This window comes from Campylobacter lari (assembly GCF_001017575.1).
GTDB classification, from domain to species: Bacteria; Campylobacterota; Campylobacteria; order Campylobacterales; family Campylobacteraceae; genus Campylobacter_D; species Campylobacter_D lari_C.
This window is the reverse complement of record NZ_CP011372.1, coordinates 802,385-829,348: the sequence shown is the minus strand read 5'-3', so window position 1 is coordinate 829,348 and position 26,964 is coordinate 802,385. Positions and strand designations below refer to the sequence as shown.

The following is a 26,964-nucleotide window of genomic DNA, read 5'->3' as shown; positions in this document are numbered from 1 at the left end:
AGGAAGAATTTTTTATTCTTCCTTTGTTTTTATTTACCATTTAGGATATTTTGTGCTTCTTGGATATAAATTAAAGCTTCTTCTATGATTTTCTTAGAATAAGCAGGTCCATGAACACCCCAAGAACCATCTTTTTCTAGTCTATCAGCTATGGCTTGAGCTTGATTTGTTAGGCTTAGTACTTTTGATTTTTGCTCTACTGAAAGTTTGGTTTTTTCAGCAAAAGTTTTATCAATATTTGCTATGCCTTTTCTAATTTTCTCATAGCCTTCTTTAACAGGGTTTTGCCACTCCATTACCTTATCATAAATCATTTCTTGATTGCTAAAGTGAAGTTTTTCAGGTAAGGTTGATTGCACAGGACTATGACAACCACTTGCGCCAGGGCCCATTAGATTAATATCACTAAAACTAGTTCTACCACAACTCCACATTAAATCAAGGAAAAATCTACCTTCATCATCTCTAGCTATAGTCCAACCACCAACTTTAGGTGATCTTTCTTTGCCTTCTGGTGGGTTAAGTGTTTTTGCTGTTTTATCTACTTTGATATTCCAAATATGTGAAGCTCTAACATTATCAAACCCGCCTTTATCAGGGTTTTGAACCGCTCCAAAGTTTTCACAACTCATCATATTTGGCATGTGACAAGCTGTACAATTATCTTTTGCATGAATTCCGCCTTTTTTGAAAAAGCTTGCTTGAGTTTCATGACAGTCTTTACAAGTTTTTTTAAGTTTTGTTTTAGTATAACCGCTTTTCCAATCATTAAAAGTTACTTCATGTGGATCATGACAAGTATTACATCTCATACCCTTATCATAGTGTGCTGAAGAATACATTTGAGCACCTTCTGTTCCACACGCAGGACAACTTGATTTAAAATATGCGTTGAAAGGTTTTCTAGGATTGATTTTAGCATCGGTTTCATTATATGAAAATCTTTGATGACATCTTTCACAATTTGATGGCATACCCGCACCTCTTGCTCCATAAAGATGTGCTCCAGCCCCATGGCATTCCTCGCAAGTAATACCTTTTGAGATGGTATGTTTTTGAAGTTCTTTTGGATTGCCCAGTGCTTTATAAAATTCTTCCTTACTTTTAAAGTCAAATTTAAAAGTATGACAGGTTTCACAATATGCAGTAGCAGGTTGGAAAACAGCTTTTTCTTTATAGGTTGCAGCATAAGAGTTTGTTCCCCATACTTGAGAGCCATTTCCTCCAAAATCTTCCATTTTAGTAGGAAAACCAGGTGCAAATGCAGCTATTTTTTGTGCCATTTCAGGGGTTAAAAACTCACTCCAAAGTCTTGAGAATTGATTACCTCCAGCGGTTAATTTACCACTTAAATCACTCAAATTTCCATCTTCAACATGGTAGGTTCCACGCACAAGCCATCTATCTATAAAACCATATTTTGTTCTTGGTGTTCCAATGAGAGCATAAACATCATTTGGATAAATTCCATCAGGTAAAATAGTAGCTTGAGAATTATACATAGGTTTTTTCAAACCATCAGCTCCACCAACTTCTTCCATTTCATGCGGAAAACGCACGGTTTTTGCATGACGAGAACGCTCCCAAGAGGCATATTGTGCAGGGTGACACTCACCGCATTTTTTTGGACCTACAAATTTGTTTGGAAAATCCAAAAAAGACTCATAAGGCAAACGATAAGTAATAGAAGCTTGTTTTAAATCATGCTCAGCAGCAAATTTAGCTCCATTTTGATTTAAAACCCAGTTTTCAGTTCTATCACTATGGGTAAATTTACCCACCAAACGCCCTTCTTTTTCATATTTAAAAATAGGGTGGTGTTTGTAAAGATAGTCAAAAAATGCATCTTCTTGAGCTACATATCCATCAAGGGTTCTAGGCTCTGAAGAAGCAAAAGCTTGCGAACTCAAACTTATGCCTAAAGCTAAACAGGCATAGGTAGCAACCTTAGCTAATTTGTGTTTCATAACTTCCCTTTCATGTAGTTTGTTAAAAGATAAAAATACTCTTATTTATTATCTATTAACTATTAAAGTATAATTTTGACTATTTTTTAATAAAAAATAACTTAAATTTACACTTTAATTAATTATTTATTAATATAAATATTAAAAAAAGAAGTTTCTTGAAAGTGTTAAATTCTACTTATAGTTCCCACTACCTTACCCACGATTAAAAAATCACCATTTTGATAATGAACATCTGCATAACTTAGATTAAAAGAGTGTAGATAAACTCCACCTTTATTACTTTTAAAAATTTGTTTGATAAACAAACCATCTCGAGTATTTACCGCAAAAACCCCGCCTTCTTTAAAGCTTTTACTTTTATCTATTAAGCACAAAGAATCATCTTTGATTTCAGGTTCCATGCTATCGCCTATACATGGGATGATATCACAATCTTTAGAGCCAAAAAAATCACTTAGTTTTTCATCTATAATCACTTCTGAAAAACTCACATTATCATTTAAAGCTCCACCTCCCATAGAAGCATTAACATCATAATATTTTAAAACATTATAGTTTAAATCAAGTGCTGGAGTATTGCTCTCAAGAGAATCTTCATAAAAAAATGCATTAATATTGATATTTCTTTCATTTAAAAAATGAAGTATTTGTTTATAAGGTATGGAATTTCTAAATTTCATACTATAAAAGGTATCAGGATTAATATTTAGCATTTTAGCTACATCAGAATCTTTGGCGTTTTTTATGCCTTCTTTTTGGAGTATAAATTTAAGTTTATCAGTAATTTCGTTCATTTGCATAAAAATCCTTTTAAATAAAAAGTATTTTAGCAAATTTACTTTTATTTTGCAAGAATTCTTTTAAATTAAAAGATATTTAGCTTCCAAATTTATGGAAGCTAAAAAATTATTTATTGATTAAGTTTTTGATGTATTGATCTACCATGTATAAGCCATTGCCATTATCGCTTATGAGTTTGATTTTATCTACTATACCTCTAAAAAGCGCTTCTTCTTCGTGTTGTTCGCTTACATACCATTGCAAGAAATTAAAAGTAGAATAATCTTTACTTGAAAGCATAAAATCTACAAGATTGTTAATAGAAGCAGTAATGCTTTGCTCATGCTCAAAAGTTTTTTCAAACACATCAAGCAATGATTTAAATTCACTATCAGGTTTTTTAACTTCTTTTAATTCTACTTTAGAATCAGTTTCATTTAAATAAGTGATGAGTTTTCTTGCATGATCACTTTCTTCTCTTGCATGCTCAAACAAAAACGCTCCAGCGCCATCAAAGCTATGCTCATAGCACCATGAACTCATACTCAAATACAAATTTGCCGCATACATTTCTTTATTGATTTGTTCATTTAATAAAGCCACTACTTCTTTTGAAAGCATTTTTTCTCCTTGTGAATTATTTTTTTATTATATTAGTTAGAACTACATTAAAAATACATTAATAAGCGTATTTATAAATTATAAATTAATATTAAAAGAAAAAACACTACCTTTTTGTGGGCTAGATTGAATTTTTAAAGAACTTTTGTGTAAAGAAAGTATTTTTTTAACTAAAAACAATCCTAATCCAAAAGAGTTATTTTGTGTTGAGTTTGCTTTGTAGAATTTTTTTGTTATAAATTTAAGATGTTTTTCTTCTATGCCTACACCTTGATCTATGATAGTAAAATTTTGATTTTCTACAATGATTAACACTTCCTTTTTGCTGTATTTTAAGGCATTATCTATTAGATTAATCATGACTTGTTCTATGAGAAATTTATCCGCTTTGATAAAGCTTGTTTGGCCTTGAATTTTCAACCTATCATCTCTAAAACTTTCTAACAAATTTTTACTTAAAGCATATAGGTCGAATTTTTCTAAATTTAAAGAATCAAAATTAAGATTAAAAACAAAATTGAGTTTGTGTGTTAGTTGGTTGATTTTTACGCTTTGTTTGTGAATTTTTTCAAGTAAAAATAATTTCATATTTTCATCATTGGTTTCTTTTAAAGATTGCAAGCTTAAATCTATAACGCTTATAGGGTTTTTAAGCTCATGTGATATAGCGCTGATTACATTACTTAGTTGGGTGTTTTTGGTTTGAATTTTCTTTGCTTGTTTTTTGTTTTTTAATTCTTGCTTGATGAGTAATTTTTTAATTTTCAATAAGCGTAAATTTAAATTTTTTAATTCATAAACAAAATTATATTTTAAAATAAAATTAGTGTTTGATTTGATACTTTTAACAAACAATAATAATTCTTGAAAATAATTTTTGAAAAAATTAAATACAACAAAATAAAACACAACAAGTACAAGTAAAAAGAAAGAAAAAATAATAATATTTTTAATCCAAAAATTTTGCACCAAAGAGTGTATTTTAGGATATACAATGATGATGTATTGATAGTTTTTATAAGTATAAGCTTTAAAATAAATTTCTTTTTGCTTATAAAAATCATGAGTAAAATTAGACTTAAAATGATTTAGAAAATAAGAATAATCTTTTAATGATGAAAAAATATCATTATTTTGTTTAATGATAAAATCCGCTCTGGTATTTTGAGCAAATTGCTTGATGTTATTGGAATTTAGTGTATCTAATAACTGAAATTGTAAAACATCATTGAGTGTTTTTAGTTTTTGCTCATAAGTATTTTTTACCGTAGTATTGATATAGCTTTCATTGAAAAAATAAAACAATATAAAAAAAGCAATACAAAAAAATCCAAGTGTAAAAAGGAAAAATGTTTTTATTTTTAGCACAATTTATAGCCCACCGAGCGCACTGAAATGATATTTTCTTTAATTTGTGGAATTTTTTGTTTTAATCTTAAAATAGCCGTATTGATTGTCTTATCACTTGTTGTGTCATTTTTCCATACTTGCTCACTTAAAAATTGACGGCTTAGAAGTTGATTTTTGTGATTAAAAAAACACTTGAGTAGTTCTGCATCTAGGGTTGATAAATTTTCAAATGTATTTGTTTTATAGGTTAATTTTCTCTCTTCTATATATAAGGTAAAATCTTGATAAGAAATTTGTTCTTTTGGAGCTTTATTTCTTTTAGTTACGGCTTTGATTCTAAATAAAAGCTCATTAAAATCAAAGGGTTTACATATATAATCATCACAGCCTTGCTCAAAACCTTCTAAAATATCTTTTTGTAAAGTCTTTGCACTAAGAAAAATCACAGGCTCCATATAACCTTTTTTTCTTAATTGTTTTATCATCTCTACACTATCGCCACTTGGTAAATTTCTATCCATGATGATTAAGTCTATTTCATTTGTATCTAGAAAGGTTTCTAAGTCAAAAAAATCAAAATAATTATAAATTTTTATATTTTCTTGACTAAGTCTTAGTGTGATTAATTCGTTTAAGTCTTTATCATCTTCTATCAAAATAATATTTAACATATAAAAATTATATCAAAAAATATATGTATCCAAAATGTTTCCAAGTTTTTTTAAATTTTCATTACTTTTTAACTAAGGAGATAAAATGAAAAAACTTTTAGCTTTAAGTGTAGCTTGCTTTGTTAGTTTAAACGCAGCAGAATTAAAAATAGCAGGTTCATCTACTGTCTATCCTTTTACTTCTTTTGTTGCTGAAGAATATGCTGTTATAAGAAATACAAAAACACCTATAGTTGAAAGTCTTGGTACAGGTGGTGGTTTTAAAGTGTTTTGTGAGGGTATTACTGATATTTCTAATGCTTCAAGAGCAATCAAGCCAAGTGAATTTGAAGCTTGTAAAAAATCAGGTGTGAGTGATATAGTCGGTATTATGATAGGTTATGATGGCATAGTTTTAGCTCAAAATAAAATCAATGCTCCATTAAATATAAGCTTACATGAGTTATTTTTAGCTTTGGCTAAAGAAATTCCACAAGATGGAAAATTAGTCCCAAATCCTTACACAAATTGGCAACAAATCAATAAAAATTTACCAAATAGAAAAATTACAATCTATGGTCCTCCATCAAGTTCAGGAACAAGAGATAGTATAGAAGAGCTTGTAATGGTAGATATTTCTAAAAAAATTCCAGAATACAAAGGTGTATATAAAACTATACGTCAAGATGGAGTATTTATACCAAGTGGCGAAAATGATAATTTAATTGTTTCAAAACTTTCTGTTGATAAAGAAGCTTTTGGGCTTTTTGGATACGGATTTTTAGCTAGCAATGATGATAAGATTAATGCTGCTTACATTGATGGTGTAAAAGCTGATGAGAAAAATATATCTGAAGGAAAATATAAACTAGCTCGTTCTTTGTTTATATATATGAATGCTAAGAAAAATCCAGAAGTATTTGAATTTGCAAAAATTTACATGAGTGATGATTTAGCTAAAAGCGGAGCAGAATTAGAAAAAATAGGATTAGTTCCTTTGGATGAAAAAACTTTAAAACAAACCCAAAAACATATAGAAGAAAAAGGTTTATTAACTGATGAGCTTGTTAGAGCAGGGAAAGTTTTTTGATTTAGGATGAAAAATTGATAAAAGAAAAAATAATAAAATTAACGCTTTTTCTTTGTGCTTTTGTTAGCGTAGTAGTAAGCTTTGCTATTATGCTAACTATTTTAATTGAAGCATTAAAATTTTTTCAAAAAGAAAGTGTATTTACTTTTTTATTTTCAAGTCAGTGGGCAGCAGATGCTGCATTTGTAGGTGCTGATGGAAGTAGCAAGCATGGGGTTTTTGGTGCTTTGAGTTTATTTTGGGGAACTTTTTATATTTCATTAATAGCAATGCTAACAGCCTTACCTTTAGGTGTAATGTGTGCCATTTATCTTGGAGTATTTGCAGGTAAAAAATCTAAAAACTATTTAAAGCCTATTTTAGAAATCATAGCAGGAATTCCTACTGTAGTTTTTGGATTTTTCGCAGCCATAGTTGTAGCTCCTTTTATAGTATGGTTTTTCTCTCTCTTTGGCATAGAAGCTAGTTTTCAAAGTGCTTTAGGTGCAGGTTTTATCATGGGTATTATGATAGTTCCTATAGTGGCTTCACTCTCACAAGATTGCATTGAAGCTGTAAGTTTAAAAAGAATCAATGGAGCTTATGCTTTAGGTATGACTAAAAAAGAAGTCGTTTTTGCAGTAATTTTACCAGAAGCAATGCCAGGTATAGTTGCAGCTTGTCTTTTAGGACTTTCAAGAGCTTTAGGTGAAACAATGATTGTTGTTATGGCTGCTTCATTGCGTCCAAATTTAACTATGAATTTTTTAGAAGATATGACAACAGTGACTGTAAAAATAGTAGAAGCATTAAGCGGTGATCAAGCTTTTGATAGTTCTTTAGCTTTAAGTGCATTTTCTTTAGGGCTTGTGCTTTTTATTATTACATTAATCATTAATATTTTTAGCGTTTATTTGATAAATCGCTTCCATAAAAGGAAAAATTTATGAAAAAACTTTTTAAACAAAGAAAAAAAGCTTCAAAAAATTTCAAAAGATTCTGTAAAATGGGACTTTATGTAAACCTTATTTTTCTTTGTATTTTTTTATCAAGTGTGGGGTATCTTGGGATAGGAGCTTTTAAGCAAACTTATATTTATGCCCATACTGATAGAAATAGCCCTTCGTATGAGCTTTTATCGCGCGCTGAACAAAGGAAAATAAGAACAGGTCAAATCAAAGAAAAATCTTGGCTTTTAGCAAATTCTGAAGTTGATCAATATATGAAAAAAAACTACAATAAATTAAGTGATGAACAAAAGGCTTTAGTTGATGAATTAGTTCAAAAACAAGAAATTAAGCTAAGTTTTAATACGAATTTTTTCCTTAATGGAGACTCTAAATCACCTGAAAATTCAGGAATCTTTGCTTCTGTGGTTGGAACTTTGCTTGTGATGTTAGTATGTATGGCTGTGAGTATCCCGATAGGAGTTGGAGCGGCTATTTATTTAGAAGAATTTGCTCCGCAAAATGTATTTACGCATTTTATAGAAGTATGTATAAATAATTTAGCTAGTATTCCTAGTATTTTATTTGGACTTTTAGGTCTTGGAGTGTTTATTAATCTTTTTGGCATGCCTCGTTCTAGTGCTTTAGTCGGGGGACTTACTTTAGCTATTATGAGTTTACCTATTATTATTGTATCAACTAAAGTTGCCTTAAAAAGTGTGGATATTAATATGAAAAATGCAGCATATGCTTTAGGTATGACTAAAATTCAAATGATAAAAGGTATTATGCTGCCTTTGGCAATGCCTATGATTTTAACAGGTTCTATTTTAACTTTAGCAGGGGCTATTGGCGAAACTGCACCTTTAATGATTATAGGTATGATAGCTTTTATACCTGATGTAGCAAACTCAATTTTTGCGCCAACAAGTGTTTTGCCTGCTCAAATTTTTTCATGGTCAGCTATGCCAGAGCGTGCATTTTTAGAAAGAACAGCAGCAGGGATTATAGTGCTTTTATCTCTTTTGGTGATTTTAAATTTAGCAGCAATACTTTTAAGAAGATATTTTCAAGGAAAATTAAAATGATAGCAAAAACAACAAATTTAAATTTATTTTATGGTAAAAAACAAGCTTTATTTGATATTAATATGGAAATTCAAAAAAATAAAATAACAGCTTTAATAGGTGCTTCAGGCTGTGGAAAATCCACATTTTTGCGTTGTTTTAATAGGATGAATGATAAAATAGCAAAAATCGATGGTCTTGTTGAGATTGGTGGAAAAGATGTTAAAAATCAAGATTTAGTTGTGCTTAGAAAAAAAGTTGGAATGGTATTTCAACAACCTAATGTTTTTGTAAAAAGTATTTATGATAATATTTCTTATGCTCCAAAACTCCATGGGATGATCAAAAACAAAGATGAAGAAGATGCATTAGTGGAAGATTGTCTTAAAAAGGTTGGTCTTTTTGAAGAGGTTAAAGATAAACTAAAACAAAATGCTCTAGCACTTTCAGGTGGTCAGCAACAACGCCTTTGTATTGCAAGAGCTTTAGCTATAAAGCCAAAATTATTACTTTTAGATGAACCAACTTCTGCACTTGATCCTATATCTTCAAGTGTTATAGAAGAGCTTATCAAAGAATTAAGTCATAATCTTTCCATGATCATGGTAACACATAACATGCAACAAGCTAAGCGCGTGGCTGATTATACTGCGTTTTTTTATTTAGGAGAACTTGTAGAATTTGGAGAGAGTAGGGAATTTTTTGAAAATCCCAAAGAAGAAAAAACAAAAGCTTATTTAAACGGAGCTTTTGGGTAATTTTTATTTATTTAGAAATTTTGATGATGTAATTAATCAAAATTTCTAAAATATATTTGTTTATTCTTAAAATCAGTATAATTAAAAATATATTTATCTTTAAAAAAGCAATTTTTAAGTAAAATTACTTTTACTTTCAAAAATTATTATCAAAAAGAGTATTTATGGCCAGCAAACAACTTTCACTCAAGCATCTTAGTATGCCTATACTACTTGAAATGTTTTTAAGATATTTTTCATTGATTATCAATACCGTTATGGTTTCGCAGTATTCTAATTTTTTAGTTGGAGCTATGGGTGCAGGTAATCAAGTAGCAGATTTATTTATTATTATTTTTAGTTTTTTAAGTGTGGGTTGTAGTGTGGTGATTGCTCAAGCTTTAGGAGCTAAAAATTATACTTTAGCTAGAAAAGTAATCCATCAAAGTTTATTTTTAAATGGCTTAATCGGACTTGTGTGTGGAAGTTTGATTTTATGGCATGGAGAGTTTTTGCTTTACCTTTTACAAATTCCAAATGAACTTTTAAAAGACAGTGAAATTTACTTGCATATGCTTGGAATTTGTTTGTTTTTTGATGCTATGGGTATAGTTTTGGCCGCTATTATTAGGGTGTATAATATGGCTTATTGGGTTATGTTTACAACCTTATTGATGAATGTTGTGATATTTATAGGAAATTTTTATGTGTTACATTTTACCAAATTAGAGCTTTTTGGAGTAGGGCTTAGCAATATATTAGGACGTTTAGTAGCTTTTGGTATGCTAGTGGCAATACTTAGTTTTAAACTTAAAATTTATCTTAAAATTAAAGAGATGGTAAGCCTTGAAAAAACTGTACTTAAAAAGATTTTAAATATCGGTGGGTTTGCTGCTGGTGAAAATTTAATATGGTTTATACAATACACCATAGCTTTTGCTTTTGTAGCAAGTTTAGGTAAAGAAAACTTAAGTGTTCAAACGATTTATTTTCAAATTTCTTTACTTATTATGTTAGTAGGGCAAGCTATAAGTGTGGCAAATGAGATTATCATAGGTAAATTAGTTGGCGCAAAATACTTAAATGTAGCTTATAAACATACTTGGATAGCTTTGTATTTTAGCGTGGTAGCAAGTGCTTTTGTGGCTTTACTTAATTATGTTTTGCAAGATTTTACTATGGGTGTAGTAAAACTTGAGGAAAGTTTAAAAGAGCTTATGATACCACTTTTTACTCTTTCTATTTTTTTAGAAATTTCAAGAACTTTTAATATAGTCATGGTGAATTCTCTAAGAGCAAGTGGTGATGCGAGGTTTCCGTTTTTAAGTGGAGTGGTGTTTATGCTTGGGGTTTCTTTACCGGTTGGTTATGTGCTTTGTTTTTATGTTGGGCTTGGAATTTTAGGAGTTTGGATAGGTTTTTGTGCGGATGAGTTTTTACGTGGTATTGTAAATTCATATAGATGGAAAAGTAAAAAATGGCAAGGCAAAGCTCTAGTATAAAAGGAATTTTAGAATTTAAAGAATTTTGTTTTGCTTTTGAAAAGAAAAAACTTAAATATCTAAGACTTAGGATAGATAGAGATTTAAATTTCAAGCTTAGCATACCGCTATATTATGAGCAAAGAGATGTTTTAAGATTTTTAGAAAAAAATGAAAGTTGGATTAGAGCCAAAGAAAAAGAACTTTCTTTAAAAAGGGTAGTTATAGCAAGTGATGAGCTATATTTTTTAGGTAGAAAATACAAGTTAGTCTTTGATGAAAATTATAAAAAAGTATTTATTAAAAAAGGTAAAATCTTTGCAAAAAATCAAAAAGCCTTAGATCTTTTCTTAAGGCGTAGTGCTAGAGTGATTTTTGAGTTTTATATAAAAAAATGGGAATTTGCTTTTGAAAGAAAGGTGCAAAGAATTTGTATTAAGGAAATGATTTCAAGATGGGGTTCTTGCAATCATCAAAAAGCATACATAAACTTAAATTTAAAACTTATGCAAAAGCCTATAAAAGCTATAGAATATGTGATTTTGCATGAACTTACACATTTAATTTATCCACATCATCAAAAAGAATTTTATGATTTTTTATATAAATTAATGCCTGATTATAAAGCATGTGAAGCTCTTTTAAAAAGTTTTATTTATTAATAAAAATTTATTTTATTTTAAATAATTATTTATTAAAATAAATAGTTTTTAAATATTTCTTTAAAGGAGAAACAATGAAAAGAAGAAGTTTATTGAAAGTAGGTGCTATTGGTTTAGCTGCTATGCTTTTTAGCGGGGTAGCTTTAAATGCCAATGATGTAGTTAATTTCCCAAAAGATAAACAAAAAGCTTTGTTGCTCTCAAGTTCAGGTTATAAAGATACTGGATATTTAAATCATGCTTTACCTTGGCTTAAAGAATTTGTTGAAAAAAACAACTTAAAAGGTAAAAAAGTAGCTTTTATACCTTATGCAGGTGTTAGAAAAACTTATGAGCAATATGAAGCACAAGTTGCTAAAGCTTTAGAAAGTTTAGGACTTCAAATAATTAGTGTACATAGGGGTAATGCTGTTGATATTGTTAAAAGTGCTGATGCGATTTTTGTAGGAGGCGGAAATACTTTTGAACTTGTAAATCAACTTTATAATAATAACCTAGTAGAACTCATTGCAAAAAGAGTAAGTGAAGGTGTGCCTTATGTTGGTTGGTCAGCAGGCTCAAACGTAGCAGGTGCAACTATGATGACAACTAATGATATGCCTATAGTTGAACCAAAATCATTCAATACTTTTAATATCTTCCCTCATCAAATCAACCCACATTTTATCTCAGGCAAACCAGTAGGACACAATGGTGAAAGCCGTGAAGAAAGACTTGAAGAGTTTTTGATTGTTAATCCTAAAGTAGTTGTTTATGCTTTACCAGAAGGTGTTGCGTTATTACTTGATGGCAAAAAAGCAAAAGTTTTAGGTATGGATAAAAATGCTCCACTTTTAAAACTTGAAAATAAAAAAGAAATTCAAAAAATCGCTATCGGTTCTGAATTTAACTACTGAAATAACAAGCTATCTATATTTTAGATAGCTTGTTTAAGCTTTCCTTAGAATTAAAATTGTTATATTTATGCTTTAAAAATTTAATTTTAAGGTTTTAAACTTGCTTTTAGAAATTACTTTTGATTATAAATCTAAAAACGATATTTTTGAGTATTTGTTAGCTTATTATGCTAAAGATTATGTGTATAATTATGAGCAAAAAGATGAAAAAATCATTATTAAAGTTAAAGGCGAAAAAGATGAAATTCAAGCCTTTTGTTCTAATTTAGAAAATATCAGCCACAGTGTTTTTTTAAACAAATTCGACTTAAAAGTTATAGAAGAAGATTTTACACCTATAAAAAAAGAAAAAAACTTCACTAAAAGAAGCTTTTTAACAAGACTTAATGCAAATGCTTATACTAATGGCGAGCTTTTAGAAAATGAATGGGGTGTTTTTGTAGAAGAAGAGTTTAAGATAGAAGAAGATTTTATAAAAATCACTAAAGAAAATTTCTGCGATAATTTAAAAAAAGCCTTAGAAAAATTAAAAAACAAAGAAAAAATATATTTTAAAAGCTCAAAAGGAATATATGCTTTTGAAATTTTTAATGAAGCATTAGATGATTTTTTAATGCCAAGTGATCCAAAGCATATCAATGCATTTTTTTCTTGTAATAACGAGCAGTTTAAAATCTTAGCAGGGGTTGAAAAGCCTCTAATGAAACTTAAATTTAATGCTATTTTTAGACAAAATCATCAATTAAATCATGAGTATTTTAAAATAAAAATATACGATAATCTTTTCTTGTTTGCCTTATGTTTTGAGCTTGAAAAAGAAGGAATTAAGTTTTTAAATTTTAAAAAGCTAGAACATTTTGAGGATGATTTTGAAGTGGCTTTAATCGAAAATGAGCTAGTAGTTTGCAGGGGTTATGATTATATTTTACCTGAGTTTAAAAATTTGATTTTTCAAAAAGAAGATAAAAATTTTGCAAGAATTTCTTGTATATTGTCTGATTTTAAAGAAAAAAAGCCTTTGCTTTTAGAACTTAGTAAAAGAAATGATGATATTATTTTACTCGATAAAGAAATCAATCTTTTAAAACTAAATTTACCAAAAAGCTTTGATGAGTTTTATGAAGCTATAAGTCAAGATGATGTTGCTAAGAGATTATTAGCTAATTATGAAAAAGAATTTACCCTAGTACGAAAAAAACTAAATATGGCTAATAATTTTTTTAATCTTTTTGGCATGGTAGGGATGATTTTAGAGCTTGATGAAGATGTGCAAAGTGCCGCATTAGCGCTTTTGGCTTTAGCGGATGAGAGTAAAATGGCAAAAGGCGTTAGGATAGACTTTAAGCTTAATGAGCAAAAAGAATTTGATTATACTAAAACACTAAGAAGTGTGATGAGTTTTAAGCTTGCTGGAGTAGAAAATCAAATCATAGCCTTAGGTGTTGTTGAGAGTTTGGCGTATTTTTTAAGAGATTTATTTGATGATTTAAAGGCTAAAGAACAAGTTGATTGTGCCGTGCTTAGTGGAAGTTTGTTTGAGCACAAAAGCCTTAGTAAAAATGTATTTAAACACATACCATTTTTTAAGTTAAGTGATGTCCCACTTTGGATATGAAATTCATATTAAAGGGCTAGTGCAAGGCGTTGGCTTTCGTCCTTTTGTTTTTAATATAGCTAAAGAGCTTAATTTAAAAGGTGAAGTTTATAATAATAGCTTAGGTGTTGTTATAATCCTTGAGTGTAACAATGTTGAATTAGAAATTTTTAAAGAAAAACTTTTTACTAATTTACCACCTTTAGCTAGGATAGATGATTTTAATTTTTCTTATAAAAAACTTCAAAAAACTTATAATGAATTTAGCATAAGTACTTCAAAAGATAGTGAAAAATTTAGTCCGATTTTGAGTGATTTTGCTCTTTGTGGGGATTGCTATAATGAATTTTATGATGAGAAAAATCCACGTTTTAAATACCCTTTCATCACTTGCACAAATTGTGGACCAAGATTTTCTATTATAAAAAAACTCCCATATGATAGAGCTAATACGACTATGGATGAGTTTAAAATGTGTTCTTTTTGTCAAAGTGAATATGAAGATCCCGCTAATCGTCGCTTTCATGCTCAACCACTTTCATGTCCAAAATGTAAAATTACTATCTTTTTAAAAGATAAAAATCAAAATATTTTAGCCAAAGATGAAAAAGCTTTTATCTTGCTTGCAAAGCTTTTAGAAGAAGGTAAAATCATAGCTTTTAAAGGTATGGGTGGGTTTCATTTAATTTGTGATAGCACAAATGAAAATGCTATAAATGAACTTAGAATACGTAAAAATCGCCCTAAAAAGCCTTTTGCTATTATGGTAAAAGATCTTAAAATGGCTCAGGAATTAGCTTTTATCAATGAGGCCGAGGCAAAACTTTTAACTTCAAATTTAAAACCCATAGTTATTTTAAATAGCAAAAATATCCATAAAAGCTTAGCGCCAGATACTAATAAAATAGGTATTATGTTAGCTTATATGGGAACACATTTAATGCTTTTTGAGCATTTTAAAAAACCTATCATTGCAACAAGTGCTAATTTAAGCTCACAAAGCATTATTTATGAAGAAACAAAACTCTTAGAACAACTTAGTGATGTATTTGATTTTTATCTTGATTATGATAGAGCAATACACAATTCAAGCGATGATAGTATTGCTCAAGTTATTGATAAAGAAGTAATGTTTTTAAGGACTTCAAGAGGCCTTAACCCACTTTATATCAACACAGCAGGTATTTTTAATGTAAAAGAAAATATTCTAGCTCTAGGAAGTGAGCTAAAAAATGAATTTGCATGTTTTTTTAAAAATCAAATTTTTATTTCTCCTTATATAGGCGATATGAAAAGTTTAGACATACAAGAGAGATTTTTTAAAATTTTAACTTTCTTTCAAAACTCTTATAAACTAAATTTTGATCATATTTTAAGTGATAAACACCCACAATTTAACTATGTAAAAGAATTTAGAGATTATAAAAATTTTCGTGTGCAACATCACTATGCACATTTGTGTGCTTGTTTATTTGAACACAAAATTTACAAAAATGATGTTTTGGCCTTTGTTTTTGATGGAACGGGTTATGGGGATGATGGAAAAATTTGGGGTGGGGAGATTTTTAGAGCGAGTTTAAAAAGCTATGAAAGGCTAAATCATTTTAAAAATTTCAAACTAATTAATGCAGATATTAAAAATATCGCAAATTTAGCTTTAGCTTTGATTTTTGATTTTAATTTAGAAAGCAAAGCTAGCGAGTTTTTAGCTAAATTTTCTCAAGTAAAATTAAACAATCTTAAAAAAATTCACACTCAAAGCTCTTTATATACAAGTTCTCTTGGTAGGATTATTGATGCTTTTGGCGCTTTTGCTTTTGATATACAAAGGCTTGATTATGAAGCGCAAATTGGACTTTTGATGGAAAAATATTATGATAAAAATCTTGATTATAGTTACAAATTTGATATCAAAGAAAAAGAAATTTACTTTAAAAATGCTTTTTTACAAGCTTTAGAAGATAAAGATAAGGTTAAAATTAGCACAGGTTTGCTTAATGGCATTGCAAATTTAATTATAGAATATTCAAAAGATTTTAAAGAAGAAGTGCTTTTGTGTGGCGGAGTATTTCAAAACAAAACCTTACTTGAAATTTTAGATCGAAAAAAATTTGCTTATAAAACTTCTTTGCAATTTCCTTGCAATGATAGTTCTATTGCACTTGGACAACTTGTACATTATTTATCTTTAAAAACTTAATAAAACTCATATTTTTTTAATACTTTTTTATATACAATAAAATAAAAATATAAAGGAAAGATTATGTGTAAAGATTGCGGCTGTTCTATTAATGGACATGAACATCATCATGATCACCATCATGAAAATCCGGCTTTAAAAGATGAAAAAACTATTAATGTTATTAGTAAAATTTTATCAAAAAATGATCATCAAGCAGCTCATAATAGAGAGCATTTTAATGAGTATAATACTCTTTGTATTAATCTAATGAGTTCTCCAGGAAGCGGTAAAACAACGCTTTTAGAAGAAACTATAAAAACTTTAAAAGATGATTTAAAAATAGCCGTGGTTGAAGGGGATTTAGAAACTAACAATGATGCAAATCGCATTATTAAAGCAGGAGGCTTAGCTCATCAAATCACCACAGGACAAACTTGTCATTTAGATGCTTTTATGGTGCATGAAGCTTTACATCATTTTAAACTTAGCGAACTTGATATAGTTTTTGTTGAAAATGTAGGAAATTTAGTATGTCCTGCAAGTTATGATTTGGGCGAGCATTTAAATGTAGTTTTACTTTCAGTAACAGAAGGTAGCGATAAGGTAGAAAAATATCCAGTGATGTTTAGAAAGGCTGATTTATTAGTCATTACTAAAGCTGATTTAGCTCAGCATTTTGACTTTGATTTTAAAGCAGCTTCTATGGCTGCTAAAAGGCTAAATCCTAAAATAGATATTATGATTTTAGATAGCAAAACAAAAACAGGATTTGATCTTTGGATAAATTATCTAAAAATGAAAAAGGAGCTTAACTAATGTGTCTTTCTATACCTTCTAAAATTTTAGAAATTGATGAGCTAAATTCAGCCATAGTAGAAACTTTAGGGGTTAAAAGAAGAGTAAGTTTGGATTTAATAAGTGAGCCTTTAAAAGTAGGTGATTATGTGCTTATACATGTAGGTTTTGCTATGGAAAAAATCGACACTCAAGCTGCGCAAGAGAGTTTAAAAATTTATACTGATATAGCAGAGAAAATGCAAAATGGACAAATTGATGAAAATGAAGGCGATATGGGGCTAAAAAATGGATTTAATTAATGATTTTAGAGATAAAGAAAGAATTTTAGCCCTAAAAGAACTTATTGCTTCTAAAATTACTAAGCCTATTAATATCATGGAAATTTGTGGTGGACATACGCATAGTATTATGAAATTTGGTTTGCCTGATTTATTACCCAAAGAAATTAATTTTGTTCATGGCCCAGGCTGTCCTGTGTGTGTTATGCCAAGAGAGCGTATTGATGTGGCTTTAAAGCTTGCAAGTATGCCAAATACTATCTTTTGTGTATTAGGCGATATGCTTAAAGTGCCAGGAAGTTATGAAAGCTTAATTGACCTTAGAGCTAAAGGAGCTGATGTTAGAGCGCTTTATACACCTTTGGATGTGATAGATATAGCTTTAAAAAACCCTGAAAAAAATATAATCTTTTTTGCCATAGGTTTTGAGACAACTACACCTATGAGTGGAGTGATTATAGAAAAAAGCATGGCTTTAAATTTAAAAAATTTATTTTTTCATATCAATCATGTTTTGGTTCCACCCGCAGTAGAAGCTATCATGCAAGATGAAAATGTAAAAATTGACGCCTTTTTAGGACCTTCTCATGTAAGTGTCATCACAGGATCAAACATTTATGAACCTATTGCTAAAAAATACCAAACACCTATAGCAGTAAGTGGATTTGAACCGGTTGATATAATGCTTAGCGTGTTAAATATAGTAGAGCAAATGAATGCAAATACTTTTGAAGTTTATAATGAATATCACAGAGTAGTTAGCAAAGAGGGAAATTTAAAAGCTAAGTCTTTGGTGGAAAAATACTTTAAACCTTGTGATTTTGAATTTAGAGGTCTTGGAGTGATTGTAAATGGTGGGCTTTGTTTAAAAGATGAATTTGCACACTTAGATGCTAGCAAAGTGTTTGATTGTAAAGTGCAAAGTAAAGATGAAAGCAAAGCTTGTATTTGTGGTCAAATTTTAAGAGGCTTAGCTAAGCCTTATGATTGCAAGGTATTTGCAAAAGCTTGTACTCCAAAAAATCCCATAGGTAGCTGTATGGTTTCTAGTGAAGGAGCTTGTGCGGCTTATTATAAATACTATCAAGATAAGGCATAAAATGAAACAAATTACTTTAGCCCACGGTGGTGGTGGCGAAGAAATGAATGCTTTGATAAGTGAAATTTTTTCTATTTTTGAAAATGATGTTTTAAAAGAAGCAAATGACGCTGCTATTTTAGATGATTTGGCTTTTAGCACCGATTCTTTTGTACTAAATCCTATCTTTTTAAAAGATATAAATATAGGAAAATTAGCAGTTTGTGGTAGCGTAAATGATGTATTAATGGTGGGAGCAAAACCGCTATATTTATCACTAGCTTTGATTTTAGAAGAGGGTTTTGAGGTAGAAAAGTTAAAAATTATACTAAAATCTATAAAAGAAGAATGCGATAAAGCAGGAGTAAAACTAGTTTGCGGGGATACTAAAGTTGTTCCTAAAAATAAAGGCGATGAGATATATATTAACACTTCATGTATAGGTAAAAATATACAAAAAATCAACACCAAAGACTTAAAAAGTGGTTGTAGTATATTAGTTTCAAGGGATATTGGAGCTCATGGTTGTGCGGTTTTGGTTGAAAGAAATAATTTAGAGGCAAATATCCAAAGTGATTGCAAAAGTTTAAAAGATGAAGTTTTAGCACTTTTAAATGCAGATATTTCTATAAAAGCAATGCGTGATGCTACGCGCGGTGGGCTTAGTGCGGTTTTAAATGAATGGGCTAAATTAAGTAATTTAGAGCTTTTAATATATGAAGAAAAAATTCCAGTTTGTGATGAAGTTTTAGGGGTTTGTGAGCTTTTTGGGTATGAGCCTTATGAGCTTGCAAATGAAGGAACTTTTATTATTTGTGTAGATAAAAAAGATAAGCAAAAAGCATTAGAAATTTTAAAACAATTTAATGCTAATGCGGCCATTATAGGTGAAATCACAGCTAATGAAAAAGCAAGAGTGGTTTTAGAAAATGCTTATGGAGCAAAACGTATTTTAGAAGCTCCAAAAGGCGAACTTTTACCAAGAATTTGCTAATGCATGAGTTAAGTATTACAGAATCTTTGCTAGAGCTTTGCGAAGAATACGCTCAAGGAAAAATTATTGAAGAAGTGCATGTTAAAATAGGGCGCTTAAGTGGGGTTGAGCCTCCACTTTTGCAAAGAAGCTTTGAAACTTTTAAAGAAAATAGTCCTTTGTGTAAGAATGCTAAATTTATTATGCATATTCAAGAAGTAGTAGTTGAGTGTCAAAAATGCCATTTTAGTGGAGTGCTTGAAAATAATATCTTTTGGTGCCCAAAATGCGAAGATAAAGATTTAAAAATCATAGATGGAGAAGAACTTTATCTTATGCAACTTGTTTTAAAAGAAAACGAGGATTTAGAAAACAATGACAAATAAAGAAATCATCTTAGGTGCGGGTTGTTTTTGGTGTACTCAAGCTGTGTTTGATGAAATTAAAGGCGTAGTTTATACAGAAGTAGGTTATAGTGGTGGTAAGCCAAATCCAAGTTATGAAAGCGTGATAAATGGTGATGGAAATATAGAAGTAGCTAAGATAATTTATGATGAAAAACAAATTTCATTAGAAAAAATTTTAGAAATTTTTCTCAAAATGCATGATCCAACAAGCCTAGATAAACAAGGTGCTGATGAGGGGATGCAATATAGATCAGTTATTTTTTATCAAACTAATGAGGAATTAAAAATCATTAGTGATTTTTTACAAAAAGTACAAAAATATTACACTAAAACTATAATTACACAAGTTTTAAAATTAGAAAAATTTTATAAGGCTGAGGATTATCATCAAAAATATTTTAAAAATAATCCCAGCCAAGCTTATTGTAGATTTATCATCGCACCAAAGCTAGAAAAACTAGCAAATCATTCTAATTTTTCTTTTTAGAAATAGGGCAAACCCCAAGTGGACAAGCTTGTTTTCCACTAAGCACTCTTATAGGACAAACAGCAAAAATACCTGTTAATAAAGGAATTAAACCCAATAATCCCCACCAAGTTGAAAAATAAACTCCTAAAGAAAATGCCACTATGGCTAAAGCTATTCTTAGCACTCTTTCTAATTTACTCATAATTTCTCCTTTTTGTTGATATTATAAATAAATTTTAAAAGTATTTCTGTGATAAAGTTACAAAGAAATTAGTATTATTTTAGATCTTTCAAGTTTGATTTTACCTTCTTTTTCTAATTCTTTTAAAATTCTTGAAACAGCTTCTCTAGCGCTTCCTAAGTGATTAGCTAAAGCTTCATGGGTAATTTTTAAAGTATTATTACTAGCATTTTCTTTTAAAAAATCACAAATTCTAGAAGATAAAGGCATAAATAAAGCTTGTTCTAAAACTTTGATTAAGGTATTAAAACGCTTGGTAATTAAACTTAAAACATAATTATTAATTTTTGGGTATTTTTCTTTTAAAATTTGAAAAATTGATGAGGGGATGATGGCTATACTTGTATTTTGGGTACTTTGTATAAAAACATCATAAGATATACCATCCATATTACACTCAGAGCAAATAACGCATTCATCATTTTCTTTAAGGTGAAAAAGTGTTATTTCTTTTGCATTTGGAGTTAGAATAAAAGCTCTAAGTTCGCCTTTTAAAATTTTTATAAATCCTAAACATTTATCATTGACCTTAAAGTCTTTTTCAATGTTTATTATTTGTAAGTGCTCTTGTATAAGTTTGAGATCTTGTTTTTCTATTTCAAAATGAGAAAGAAAATTTTCCATATTTTTAAGTTTTAAAAGCCTATAAAAGGCTTTTAAATTTTAGTGGCAACCACAACCACCACATCCACAACTTTGACCAAAGAAGCTTTCTAAAGCTTGCATATTTGGAAGTTCTGTTACTTCATTTACCAATTCTTTATAAGCAACCACACCATCTTTAACTACAAACACTGCTCTAGCTAAAATTCCCTCAAGTGGACCATCAGCCATTAAAACACCATATTTTTCACCAAATTCTTTAGAAACAAAATCACTTGCAACAGTTAAATTATCTATACCTTCAGTTGAGCAAAAACGACCCATAGCAAATGGTAAGTCCATGCTAACTACGATTACTTCTACACCGCTTGCTGCTGCTTTTTTGTTAAATTCTCTAGCTTCAGTTGCACATACTGGAGTATCAAGGCTTGGTACGCTAATAATAATTTGAGTTTTGTCTTTTGGAGCAATTTCAACACCTGAAAGATCTTTAGCTTTTAAGGTGATATTTGGAGCCATATCGCCAACTTGGATGTTATTTCCTTTTAAATTTACTTTATTTCCTTTGAATAATACACTATTCATTTTTTCTCCTTGAATGATTTTTATTAATCATAATATAAAAAGATTAATAAAGTCTTATTTTTGTTCTTCTTTGCACATACCTGCTTCGATTAGAAAACATGAAGGTTGATAATTGCTTTTTTTAATCTTGTCATATTTTGCATAGCTTAAGTATAAAGTATCCTTAGCTCTAGTTACAGCTACATAAAAAAGTCTTCTTTCTTCTTCTAAACTTCCACCCATGCTCATGAGTTTTTGATTAGGAAATCTTCCTTGTGCAAGATCAATTACAAATACAAGCTCAAACTCAAGTCCCTTACTAGCATGTATGCTTAAAAGATTGACCCCACTACCACTACTCATTTCACTAGCGCCAAGAGTAAGAAAATTATAATATTTATAATTATCACTGTAATTTTTAGCAAGTTCTTTTAATACAAACATTTTTGCATTGATTTTTTCTAAAATTTCACTTTTTTTATTTAAGTCAACATTGGAGTTTTTATTAGTCGCTCTTTTGGTTGCTAAAATATCACAAATTTCTTTAAAGTAATCATTTTCTAAGATCAAATTTACAAGTTGAGTTGAAACTTTACACTCACTTGCTTTTTTAATAAAAAGATAAATTTTTTCAAGATTTTTCGCACAAAACTCGTTAATTTTAGGAAGGCTTAAAATAGGGTGGGTGTTAAATTCACTTTCTAAGTTAAACCTTGAAGGCAAGGCTAGCTCCTCAATATCATCAAAAAGTCCTAGTTGGTAACTTTGCTTTTTGTATTTTTTTAAACTCACACTACTATCAGGATTTAAAAAGCCTTTAATCAAACTAGAATGCCCCAGTTTTAATAAAGCATCAAAAATATCTTTTGCTAAAACCCCACCAACTCCTTTGGTGTATTCAAGCAAGTGTATAAAAGCCATGATATCTTTTGGATTAAGCACGATTGCAAGCATAGAGCAAAAGTTTTTAACTTCCAAGCTTTCAAAAAAGCTTCCCCCACCTTTTCTTTTGCTTGCTATACCAAGTTCTCTTAAGGCAACTTCTACTCCATCTGCACTAGAATTGTTTCTAAAAATAACAGCAATTTCATCAAGATTAACCCCGCTTTGTAAGATTATTTTTGCTATGGTAGAGTATTGATCAAATAATTCATTGAAAGTTAGTAAACTTGGTGCTTTAAAATCTCCTTCCCTAGTTACAATTAATTCTTTAGGATATAATCTTTCATTGTTTAAAATCACTTTATTAGCTAGTGCAAGTATATTTTTACTAGAACGATAGTTTTTATTTAAAGTAAAAATATTTGCATCGACAAATCTATCTTTAAAACTTCCTATAATAGAAATATCAGCCCCATTAAAAGCATAGATACTTTGATCATAATCACCCACACAAAATAAACTTTTACTTTTAAAAGCATCAATTAATGAACCTTGTAAAGTATTAGTATCTTGGTACTCATCTACTAAAATCTCATCAAATTCAAAATGATGTGAAGCTAAAACATGTTTTAATTTGATCAATAAATCATTAAAATCCACATAATTAAAACGTGCTTTTTCTTCTTCGTATTCTTTTAAAATATCCTCATAAATTTCAGCATAAACAGCTTGTTCATCATAATTTTGACAAAACCAATTATAAAATTCATCTAAATTTGCATTAGTATTTTGAAATAAAGAATACACATCATACAAATAACTTGGCATATAAGGTTTAGTATCACTTAGATGATGAAAAGTACGTTTTTCAAAAATGGAACGTAAAAGAATTTTAAGCTCACTTGCAGGTTTTAAAATAATATCATGATTTAACTCTTTAAGTAGGGAATAAGCAGTGCTATGAAAGGTTCCTGCTGTGATTTTTGAAGTAATGCTTTTATCAAAATATTTACCAAGTCTTTCTATCATTTCCTTACTAGCTTTGTTTGTAAAGGTTAAAAGCATAATTTTTTCAGGCTTTATACCATTTTGAAGTAAAAAGGCTATTCTTGCAACTATGGTTGAAGTTTTACCCGTGCCTGCACTTGCTATGATTAGATTGTGTCCAAAAGGAGCACTAGCAGCTTTGTATTGTTCTTCATTTAAACGCGATAAGGGCATGAGTTTCCTAGTTTAAAATTATATTTTGTATATCGTTAAAATAAAAATGATTGATACCATCTTTATATTCATAATAAAGCGTAAGTTTATGAGAATCTAAAATAGTCTTAACAATGTATAAACCAAGTCCAAAACTATCTTTATTTTTCTTGCCTTGCGTAAAGGCTTGAGTGTAGTATTTTAAGTCTTTATCTAAGGCTTTTCCTTTGTTTTTAAAACAAAGATAATCTTTAGTTATTTCTATGGTAACGCAATTTTCATCAGAGTATTTTGTCGCATTATCTATCATATTTTTCATCGCAGTAGTAAAGAGTTTAAAATCCACATTGACACTAAAACTTTCTTTTATACTAATTTTTACCTTTTCGTCATCACTCATAGCTATATCTTTAGCTTCATCTAAAAGATCTAAGATATTGTATTTTTTTAAATTAATCAAACCAGCACCTGAGGTAATTTGTTCAATGGCTGCAAATTCATTAATCAAAATTTCCAAACGATTAAAAGCGCCTACTAATCTTTCTTTATATTTGCTATCTTCAAGCATTTCTAAAGTAATTAAACCTTTAGTGATAGGAGTTTTTAACTCATGCATAATATTTCTTAAGAAAAACTGCCTTGAAGTGTTTAGTTTTTGAATTCTTAAAATAGATTCATAAAAGGCTGTTGCTACTTGAGAAATTTCATCATTACCTTTACTGACATTTTGAATTTCATTGAGTTTATTTTCGCCAAATTTATCTATTTGTCTTTTTAAAGCTCTAAGTGGTTTTAATTTTCTAATGATAAAAATATATAAAATCAATAAAACCATTACAACTATACTAGCAATAAGCTTAATCACAAAATAACGATAACCTTGATATTCTAAATCTTTGTACAAATAAAGTTTTCCATCAAAGATGATTTTTAAATACACATTATCTTCTAAAGTAATAATTTCAACTACACCCGTGCTAGTTTGAGCACGTGCTATAGTTTCAGCCTTGTAAATAATTTTTCTTATAGAAGATGGCGCGGTTAGTTCTATCATTTTGTAATTTTTTGTTTGCTCATAAAATTCTTTTTCACTAATTACACGATTAAAATACAACAATCTTGCATTAGCTATAAAAGAATATTTCGCATTAAGCTCATTAGTGTAATTTTGCTGATCATATTTTATAAGCCATAAAAATGCCAAAATCACACTAACACTAGCAAGCAAGAAAACAAAGGTTATAGTATAAAAAATCGATGATTTGTTCATTGAGTTAATTTATATCCTATGCCTCTGATTGAATGAATATACTTTGGAGTTTTAGGATCATCTCCGATTTTTTGTCTGATTCTGCTAATGATTACATCTATGCTTTTATTGCTAGAATCTTCACTAATAGAGCTACAATTATACACAAGTTCTTCACGGCTTACCACTCCACCTTCTTTTTTAATCAAATAACTCAAAATATCAAATTCAGCATTAGTAAAGCTAATTTCTTGATCTTTCATAGTGATAGTATGTTTGTATTTATCATATACAAGATCTTTTTTAACTTGAGTTTGAGCGGTTTTGGTGTTTGAAATTCTTCTTAAATGACTTTTAATTCTTGCTTGAAGTTCTTGAGGATTATATGGTTTTGGTAAATAATCATCAGCACCCAAATCAAGCGCAGCAACCTTATCGCTAATATCATGTCTTGCACTTGAAATGATAATAGGTGTATCATATTTTTTACGAATTTCTTCACACACTTCAAGTCCATCAAGCCCAGGCAAGCTTAAATCTAAAATGATTAAATCATAAGGATTTAAAGCAAGTCTTGAAAGACCTATATAAGGCTCATGAGCAATATCTACTTTCATATCAAATTGCTCTAAATATTCAGCTATAATCTCTGCTAATTCTAAATCATCTTCTATCATTAAAATATTTGTCATTTTTTTCCTTTCTTAAAAAAGTAAAGCTCTAACCATACCGCCTCTATTAATCCAAATTTTAACATATTCTTTGCCTTTATTTAATTCTAAAACCTTAGATAATTCTTTAAAATTTGAAACTTCATATTGATCAATACCTATAATAATATCACCTTGCTCAAAGCCTATTTTTTCTGCTTTTGATTTTGGAGTAACTTCAGTGATTAAAATACCACTAATATTTTCAGGTATGCGGTATTGTTGTTTATTTTTAGAATCAAGCTCTACTAATTTCAAACCATCAATATAACCTTTTTCATATTGTAGTGATTTTTCATCTGTTTTTAGCATAAATTTAGCTGTTTTGATTTTATTATCTCTTTCATAAGTTACTTCTATAGCTTGTTTTGGATCAATACTTCCTATATAATTTTTTAAATCCATAGGACTTTTAATCACAGTCTTATCTACTTTTATAATCAAATCGCCTCTTTTTAATCCTGCATTATAAGCTGCTGAGTCTTTTTGAACTTCTGTTATTAAAGCACCTTCTTGATTAGTATAAGCTTTTTTAATATCTTGAGTTAAAGCGCCTATAACTACACCTAAATATCCTCTTTCTATTTTTCCATGTTCAATGAGTTTTTGCGCAATAGATTTTGCCATATTAGAAGGGATTGCAAAGCCTATACCATTGTTTCCACCACTTCTTGAAAGTATAGCTGAATTAATTCCAACTAAAGCTCCTCTGCTATCTACTAAAGCTCCACCTGAATTTCCAGGATTAATTGAAGCATCAGTTTGAATGAAATTTTCATATTGATTTAAACCTATATTATTTTTATTTAAGGCTGAAATAATCCCACTTGTAACACTGCTTCCAACACCAAAAGGATTACCCAAAGCAAATACTACATCACCTTCTAATAATTTATCCGAATCAGCAAAAACAACTGCAGGTAAATTTTTTGCTTCTATTTTTATCACCGCTAAATCTGTTTTAGGATCAGCGCCGATTAATTTAGCTTTATATTCAGTACTTGAATCAGGCAAATTTACAGTGATTTTTTCAGCACCTTCTATAACATGATTGTTTGTTATAATATAGCCATCACTTGAGATAATTACACCAGATCCAAGTGAACTTACTACTTCTTTTTTATTCTTTTTACTTTTTGGAGCTTGTGGAAAATCAAAACCAAAAAATTGTTTAAAATAAGGATCATTGAAAAAATCATCAATCCCAAAGGAATTACTTTGAACGGTTTTGGAAGTTGAGATATTGACAACTGAATTTTTAACTTTTTGTATAGAATCATGATAAGAAAGTATAGTATTTTGATTATCAGTTGGTAAAGATCTTTTTACATTATCATCTGCTTGCTTAAAATCAATACTAGCACCAAAAAGAGTAGTTGCTAATGCCAAAGAAAGAATCATAGTTTTTTTCATGTATTATCCTTTGTAAAATCAATTTATGCAAGTATAAAATTTTATTTTTACACAATTGTAAATAAAACCTTTAGTTTTAAAACTTATAAAAGT

The 26,964-nt window shown here is 29.3% G+C and carries 27 protein-coding genes; 15 read left to right on the top strand and 12 right to left on the bottom strand.

All coding sequences use genetic code 11. The features are described from left to right. Positions 1 to 29: 29 nt before the first annotated feature. From CD56_RS04395 to CD56_RS04375, 5 genes are all read right to left on the bottom strand, one after another. Positions 30 to 1,967, bottom strand: coding sequence for a multiheme c-type cytochrome (locus CD56_RS04395; RefSeq protein WP_080749657.1), 1,938 nt, complete (start codon positions 1,965 to 1,967; stop codon positions 30 to 32). Positions 1,968 to 2,134: 167 nt separating this feature from the next. Then, complete coding sequence (locus tag CD56_RS04390) at positions 2,135 to 2,770, bottom strand: S24 family peptidase (RefSeq protein WP_047208308.1); 636 nt, start codon at positions 2,768 to 2,770, stop codon at positions 2,135 to 2,137. A gap of 106 nt (positions 2,771 to 2,876) precedes the next feature. Further along, complete coding sequence (gene ftnA, locus CD56_RS04385; RefSeq protein WP_047208307.1) at positions 2,877 to 3,371, bottom strand: non-heme ferritin; 495 nt, start codon at positions 3,369 to 3,371, stop codon at positions 2,877 to 2,879. A 78-nt stretch (positions 3,372 to 3,449) separates the two neighbouring features. Next, positions 3,450 to 4,676: a sensor histidine kinase gene (locus CD56_RS04380; protein ID WP_235375830.1), complete on the bottom strand. Its 1,227-nt coding sequence runs from the start codon at positions 4,674 to 4,676 to the stop codon at positions 3,450 to 3,452. A gap of 56 nt (positions 4,677 to 4,732) precedes the next feature. Further along, entirely contained in the window at positions 4,733 to 5,392 is a 660-nt protein-coding gene (locus CD56_RS04375) for a response regulator transcription factor (protein ID WP_047208305.1), read from the bottom strand. A gap of 85 nt (positions 5,393 to 5,477) precedes the next feature. On the opposite strand from CD56_RS04375, the gene CD56_RS04370 reads away from it, so the two are divergent. The 15 genes from CD56_RS04370 to msrA all read left to right on the top strand — a co-directional run bounded on the left by CD56_RS04370 (position 5,478) and on the right by msrA (position 20,027). Next, the gene (locus CD56_RS04370; RefSeq protein WP_047208304.1) at positions 5,478 to 6,461 is read left to right on the top strand and encodes a substrate-binding domain-containing protein; all 984 of its coding nucleotides are present in this window, start codon (positions 5,478 to 5,480) and stop codon (positions 6,459 to 6,461) included. 14 nt (positions 6,462 to 6,475) lie between these two features. After that, positions 6,476 to 7,390 (top strand): phosphate ABC transporter permease subunit PstC, encoded by a 915-nt coding sequence (pstC, locus tag CD56_RS04365; RefSeq protein WP_047208303.1) that lies wholly within the window; start codon positions 6,476 to 6,478, stop codon positions 7,388 to 7,390. Further along, the gene (gene pstA / locus CD56_RS04360; protein WP_047208302.1) at positions 7,387 to 8,475 is read left to right on the top strand and encodes a phosphate ABC transporter permease PstA; all 1,089 of its coding nucleotides are present in this window, start codon (positions 7,387 to 7,389) and stop codon (positions 8,473 to 8,475) included. Before pstC ends, pstA begins: the two co-directional genes overlap by 4 nt. After that, complete coding sequence (pstB, locus tag CD56_RS04355; protein WP_047208301.1) at positions 8,472 to 9,212, top strand: phosphate ABC transporter ATP-binding protein PstB; 741 nt, start codon at positions 8,472 to 8,474, stop codon at positions 9,210 to 9,212. The genes pstA and pstB overlap by 4 nt, the downstream gene beginning before the upstream one ends. A 164-nt stretch (positions 9,213 to 9,376) precedes the next feature. Then, complete coding sequence (locus CD56_RS04350) at positions 9,377 to 10,693, top strand: MATE family efflux transporter (protein WP_047208300.1); 1,317 nt, start codon at positions 9,377 to 9,379, stop codon at positions 10,691 to 10,693. Next, a complete protein-coding gene (locus CD56_RS04345; protein ID WP_039618350.1) occupies positions 10,669 to 11,334 on the top strand; it encodes a M48 family metallopeptidase in 666 nt (221 codons plus the stop codon). Before CD56_RS04350 ends, CD56_RS04345 begins: the two co-directional genes overlap by 25 nt. A gap of 74 nt (positions 11,335 to 11,408) precedes the next feature. Continuing rightward, entirely contained in the window at positions 11,409 to 12,230 is an 822-nt protein-coding gene (gene pepE / locus CD56_RS04340; protein ID WP_047208299.1) for a dipeptidase PepE, read from the top strand. A gap of 100 nt (positions 12,231 to 12,330) precedes the next feature. Continuing rightward, positions 12,331 to 13,845: a hypothetical protein gene (locus CD56_RS04335; RefSeq protein WP_047208298.1), complete on the top strand. Its 1,515-nt coding sequence runs from the start codon at positions 12,331 to 12,333 to the stop codon at positions 13,843 to 13,845. Then, positions 13,826 to 16,024: a carbamoyltransferase HypF gene (hypF, locus tag CD56_RS04330; RefSeq protein ID WP_047208297.1), complete on the top strand. Its 2,199-nt coding sequence runs from the start codon at positions 13,826 to 13,828 to the stop codon at positions 16,022 to 16,024. Before CD56_RS04335 ends, hypF begins: the two co-directional genes overlap by 20 nt. Positions 16,025 to 16,087: 63 nt before the next feature. Continuing rightward, positions 16,088 to 16,822 (top strand): hydrogenase nickel incorporation protein HypB, encoded by a 735-nt coding sequence (gene hypB / locus CD56_RS04325; RefSeq protein ID WP_039628341.1) that lies wholly within the window; start codon positions 16,088 to 16,090, stop codon positions 16,820 to 16,822. Next, the gene (locus tag CD56_RS04320; RefSeq protein ID WP_039618343.1) at positions 16,822 to 17,103 is read left to right on the top strand and encodes a HypC/HybG/HupF family hydrogenase formation chaperone; all 282 of its coding nucleotides are present in this window, start codon (positions 16,822 to 16,824) and stop codon (positions 17,101 to 17,103) included. Before hypB ends, CD56_RS04320 begins: the two co-directional genes overlap by 1 nt. Further along, positions 17,090 to 18,181: a hydrogenase formation protein HypD gene (hypD, locus tag CD56_RS04315; protein ID WP_047208296.1), complete on the top strand. Its 1,092-nt coding sequence runs from the start codon at positions 17,090 to 17,092 to the stop codon at positions 18,179 to 18,181. The genes CD56_RS04320 and hypD overlap by 14 nt, the downstream gene beginning before the upstream one ends. A 1-nt stretch (position 18,182) precedes the next feature. Continuing rightward, positions 18,183 to 19,154, top strand: coding sequence for a hydrogenase expression/formation protein HypE (gene hypE / locus CD56_RS04310; protein ID WP_047208295.1), 972 nt, complete (start codon positions 18,183 to 18,185; stop codon positions 19,152 to 19,154). Beyond that, positions 19,154 to 19,519, top strand: a complete 366-nt coding sequence (locus CD56_RS04305; protein ID WP_039641489.1) for a hydrogenase maturation nickel metallochaperone HypA/HybF — start codon at positions 19,154 to 19,156, stop codon at positions 19,517 to 19,519. Before hypE ends, CD56_RS04305 begins: the two co-directional genes overlap by 1 nt. Continuing rightward, positions 19,509 to 20,027 (top strand): peptide-methionine (S)-S-oxide reductase MsrA, encoded by a 519-nt coding sequence (msrA, locus tag CD56_RS04300; protein WP_047208294.1) that lies wholly within the window; start codon positions 19,509 to 19,511, stop codon positions 20,025 to 20,027. Before CD56_RS04305 ends, msrA begins: the two co-directional genes overlap by 11 nt. Here the strand turns inward: msrA and CD56_RS04295 are convergent. From CD56_RS04295 to CD56_RS04265, 7 genes are read right to left on the bottom strand one after another with little or no spacing between them, the layout of a single operon-like run. Then, positions 20,011 to 20,211 (bottom strand): YgaP family membrane protein, encoded by a 201-nt coding sequence (locus CD56_RS04295; RefSeq protein WP_012661495.1) that lies wholly within the window; start codon positions 20,209 to 20,211, stop codon positions 20,011 to 20,013. The genes msrA and CD56_RS04295 overlap by 17 nt on opposite strands. Before the next feature lie 57 nt (positions 20,212 to 20,268). Beyond that, on the bottom strand, positions 20,269 to 20,874 hold the full coding sequence (locus CD56_RS04290) for a Crp/Fnr family transcriptional regulator (protein WP_039628336.1): 606 nt from the start codon (positions 20,872 to 20,874) through the stop codon (positions 20,269 to 20,271). Positions 20,875 to 20,913: 39 nt separating this feature from the next. Next, the gene (tpx, locus tag CD56_RS04285; RefSeq protein WP_039628335.1) at positions 20,914 to 21,438 is read right to left on the bottom strand and encodes a thiol peroxidase; all 525 of its coding nucleotides are present in this window, start codon (positions 21,436 to 21,438) and stop codon (positions 20,914 to 20,916) included. A 54-nt stretch (positions 21,439 to 21,492) separates the two neighbouring features. Beyond that, positions 21,493 to 23,520 carry an ATP-dependent helicase gene (locus CD56_RS04280; RefSeq protein WP_047208293.1) on the bottom strand — a complete coding sequence of 676 codons (2,028 nt, stop codon included), beginning with the start codon at positions 23,518 to 23,520 and terminating at the stop codon, positions 21,493 to 21,495. Positions 23,521 to 23,527: 7 nt separating this feature from the next. Next, complete coding sequence (locus CD56_RS04275) at positions 23,528 to 24,769, bottom strand: ArsS family sensor histidine kinase (protein WP_039618326.1); 1,242 nt, start codon at positions 24,767 to 24,769, stop codon at positions 23,528 to 23,530. Next, positions 24,766 to 25,440, bottom strand: a complete 675-nt coding sequence (locus CD56_RS04270; protein ID WP_039618324.1) for a response regulator transcription factor — start codon at positions 25,438 to 25,440, stop codon at positions 24,766 to 24,768. Before CD56_RS04270 ends, CD56_RS04275 begins: the two co-directional genes overlap by 4 nt. Positions 25,441 to 25,452: 12 nt before the next feature. Further along, positions 25,453 to 26,871: a DegQ family serine endoprotease gene (locus tag CD56_RS04265; RefSeq protein WP_047208292.1), complete on the bottom strand. Its 1,419-nt coding sequence runs from the start codon at positions 26,869 to 26,871 to the stop codon at positions 25,453 to 25,455. Positions 26,872 to 26,964 lie beyond the last annotated feature (93 nt).

Coding starts and splice junctions, on each gene's coding strand:
- CD56_RS04395 (WP_080749657.1), bottom strand. CDS start 1,967: ATGAAACACAAATTAGCTAAGGTTGCTACCTATGCCTGTTTAGCTTTA.
- CD56_RS04390 (WP_047208308.1), bottom strand. CDS start 2,770: ATGCAAATGAACGAAATTACTGATAAACTTAAATTTATACTCCAAAAA.
- ftnA (WP_047208307.1), bottom strand. CDS start 3,371: ATGCTTTCAAAAGAAGTAGTGGCTTTATTAAATGAACAAATCAATAAA.
- CD56_RS04375 (WP_047208305.1), bottom strand. CDS start 5,392: ATGTTAAATATTATTTTGATAGAAGATGATAAAGACTTAAACGAATTA.
- CD56_RS04370 (WP_047208304.1), top strand. CDS start 5,478: ATGAAAAAACTTTTAGCTTTAAGTGTAGCTTGCTTTGTTAGTTTAAAC.
- pstA (WP_047208302.1), top strand. CDS start 7,387: ATGAAAAAACTTTTTAAACAAAGAAAAAAAGCTTCAAAAAATTTCAAA.
- pstB (WP_047208301.1), top strand. CDS start 8,472: ATGATAGCAAAAACAACAAATTTAAATTTATTTTATGGTAAAAAACAA.
- CD56_RS04350 (WP_047208300.1), top strand. CDS start 9,377: ATGGCCAGCAAACAACTTTCACTCAAGCATCTTAGTATGCCTATACTA.
- CD56_RS04345 (WP_039618350.1), top strand. CDS start 10,669: ATGGCAAGGCAAAGCTCTAGTATAAAAGGAATTTTAGAATTTAAAGAA.
- pepE (WP_047208299.1), top strand. CDS start 11,409: ATGAAAAGAAGAAGTTTATTGAAAGTAGGTGCTATTGGTTTAGCTGCT.
- hypF (WP_047208297.1), top strand. CDS start 13,826: ATGTCCCACTTTGGATATGAAATTCATATTAAAGGGCTAGTGCAAGGC.
- hypB (WP_039628341.1), top strand. CDS start 16,088: ATGTGTAAAGATTGCGGCTGTTCTATTAATGGACATGAACATCATCAT.
- CD56_RS04320 (WP_039618343.1), top strand. CDS start 16,822: ATGTGTCTTTCTATACCTTCTAAAATTTTAGAAATTGATGAGCTAAAT.
- hypD (WP_047208296.1), top strand. CDS start 17,090: ATGGATTTAATTAATGATTTTAGAGATAAAGAAAGAATTTTAGCCCTA.
- hypE (WP_047208295.1), top strand. CDS start 18,183: ATGAAACAAATTACTTTAGCCCACGGTGGTGGTGGCGAAGAAATGAAT.
- CD56_RS04305 (WP_039641489.1), top strand. CDS start 19,154: ATGCATGAGTTAAGTATTACAGAATCTTTGCTAGAGCTTTGCGAAGAA.
- msrA (WP_047208294.1), top strand. CDS start 19,509: ATGACAAATAAAGAAATCATCTTAGGTGCGGGTTGTTTTTGGTGTACT.
- CD56_RS04295 (WP_012661495.1), bottom strand. CDS start 20,211: ATGAGTAAATTAGAAAGAGTGCTAAGAATAGCTTTAGCCATAGTGGCA.
- CD56_RS04290 (WP_039628336.1), bottom strand. CDS start 20,874: ATGGAAAATTTTCTTTCTCATTTTGAAATAGAAAAACAAGATCTCAAA.
- tpx (WP_039628335.1), bottom strand. CDS start 21,438: ATGAATAGTGTATTATTCAAAGGAAATAAAGTAAATTTAAAAGGAAAT.
- CD56_RS04280 (WP_047208293.1), bottom strand. CDS start 23,520: ATGCCCTTATCGCGTTTAAATGAAGAACAATACAAAGCTGCTAGTGCT.
- CD56_RS04275 (WP_039618326.1), bottom strand. CDS start 24,769: ATGAACAAATCATCGATTTTTTATACTATAACCTTTGTTTTCTTGCTT.
- CD56_RS04270 (WP_039618324.1), bottom strand. CDS start 25,440: ATGACAAATATTTTAATGATAGAAGATGATTTAGAATTAGCAGAGATT.
- CD56_RS04265 (WP_047208292.1), bottom strand. CDS start 26,871: ATGAAAAAAACTATGATTCTTTCTTTGGCATTAGCAACTACTCTTTTT.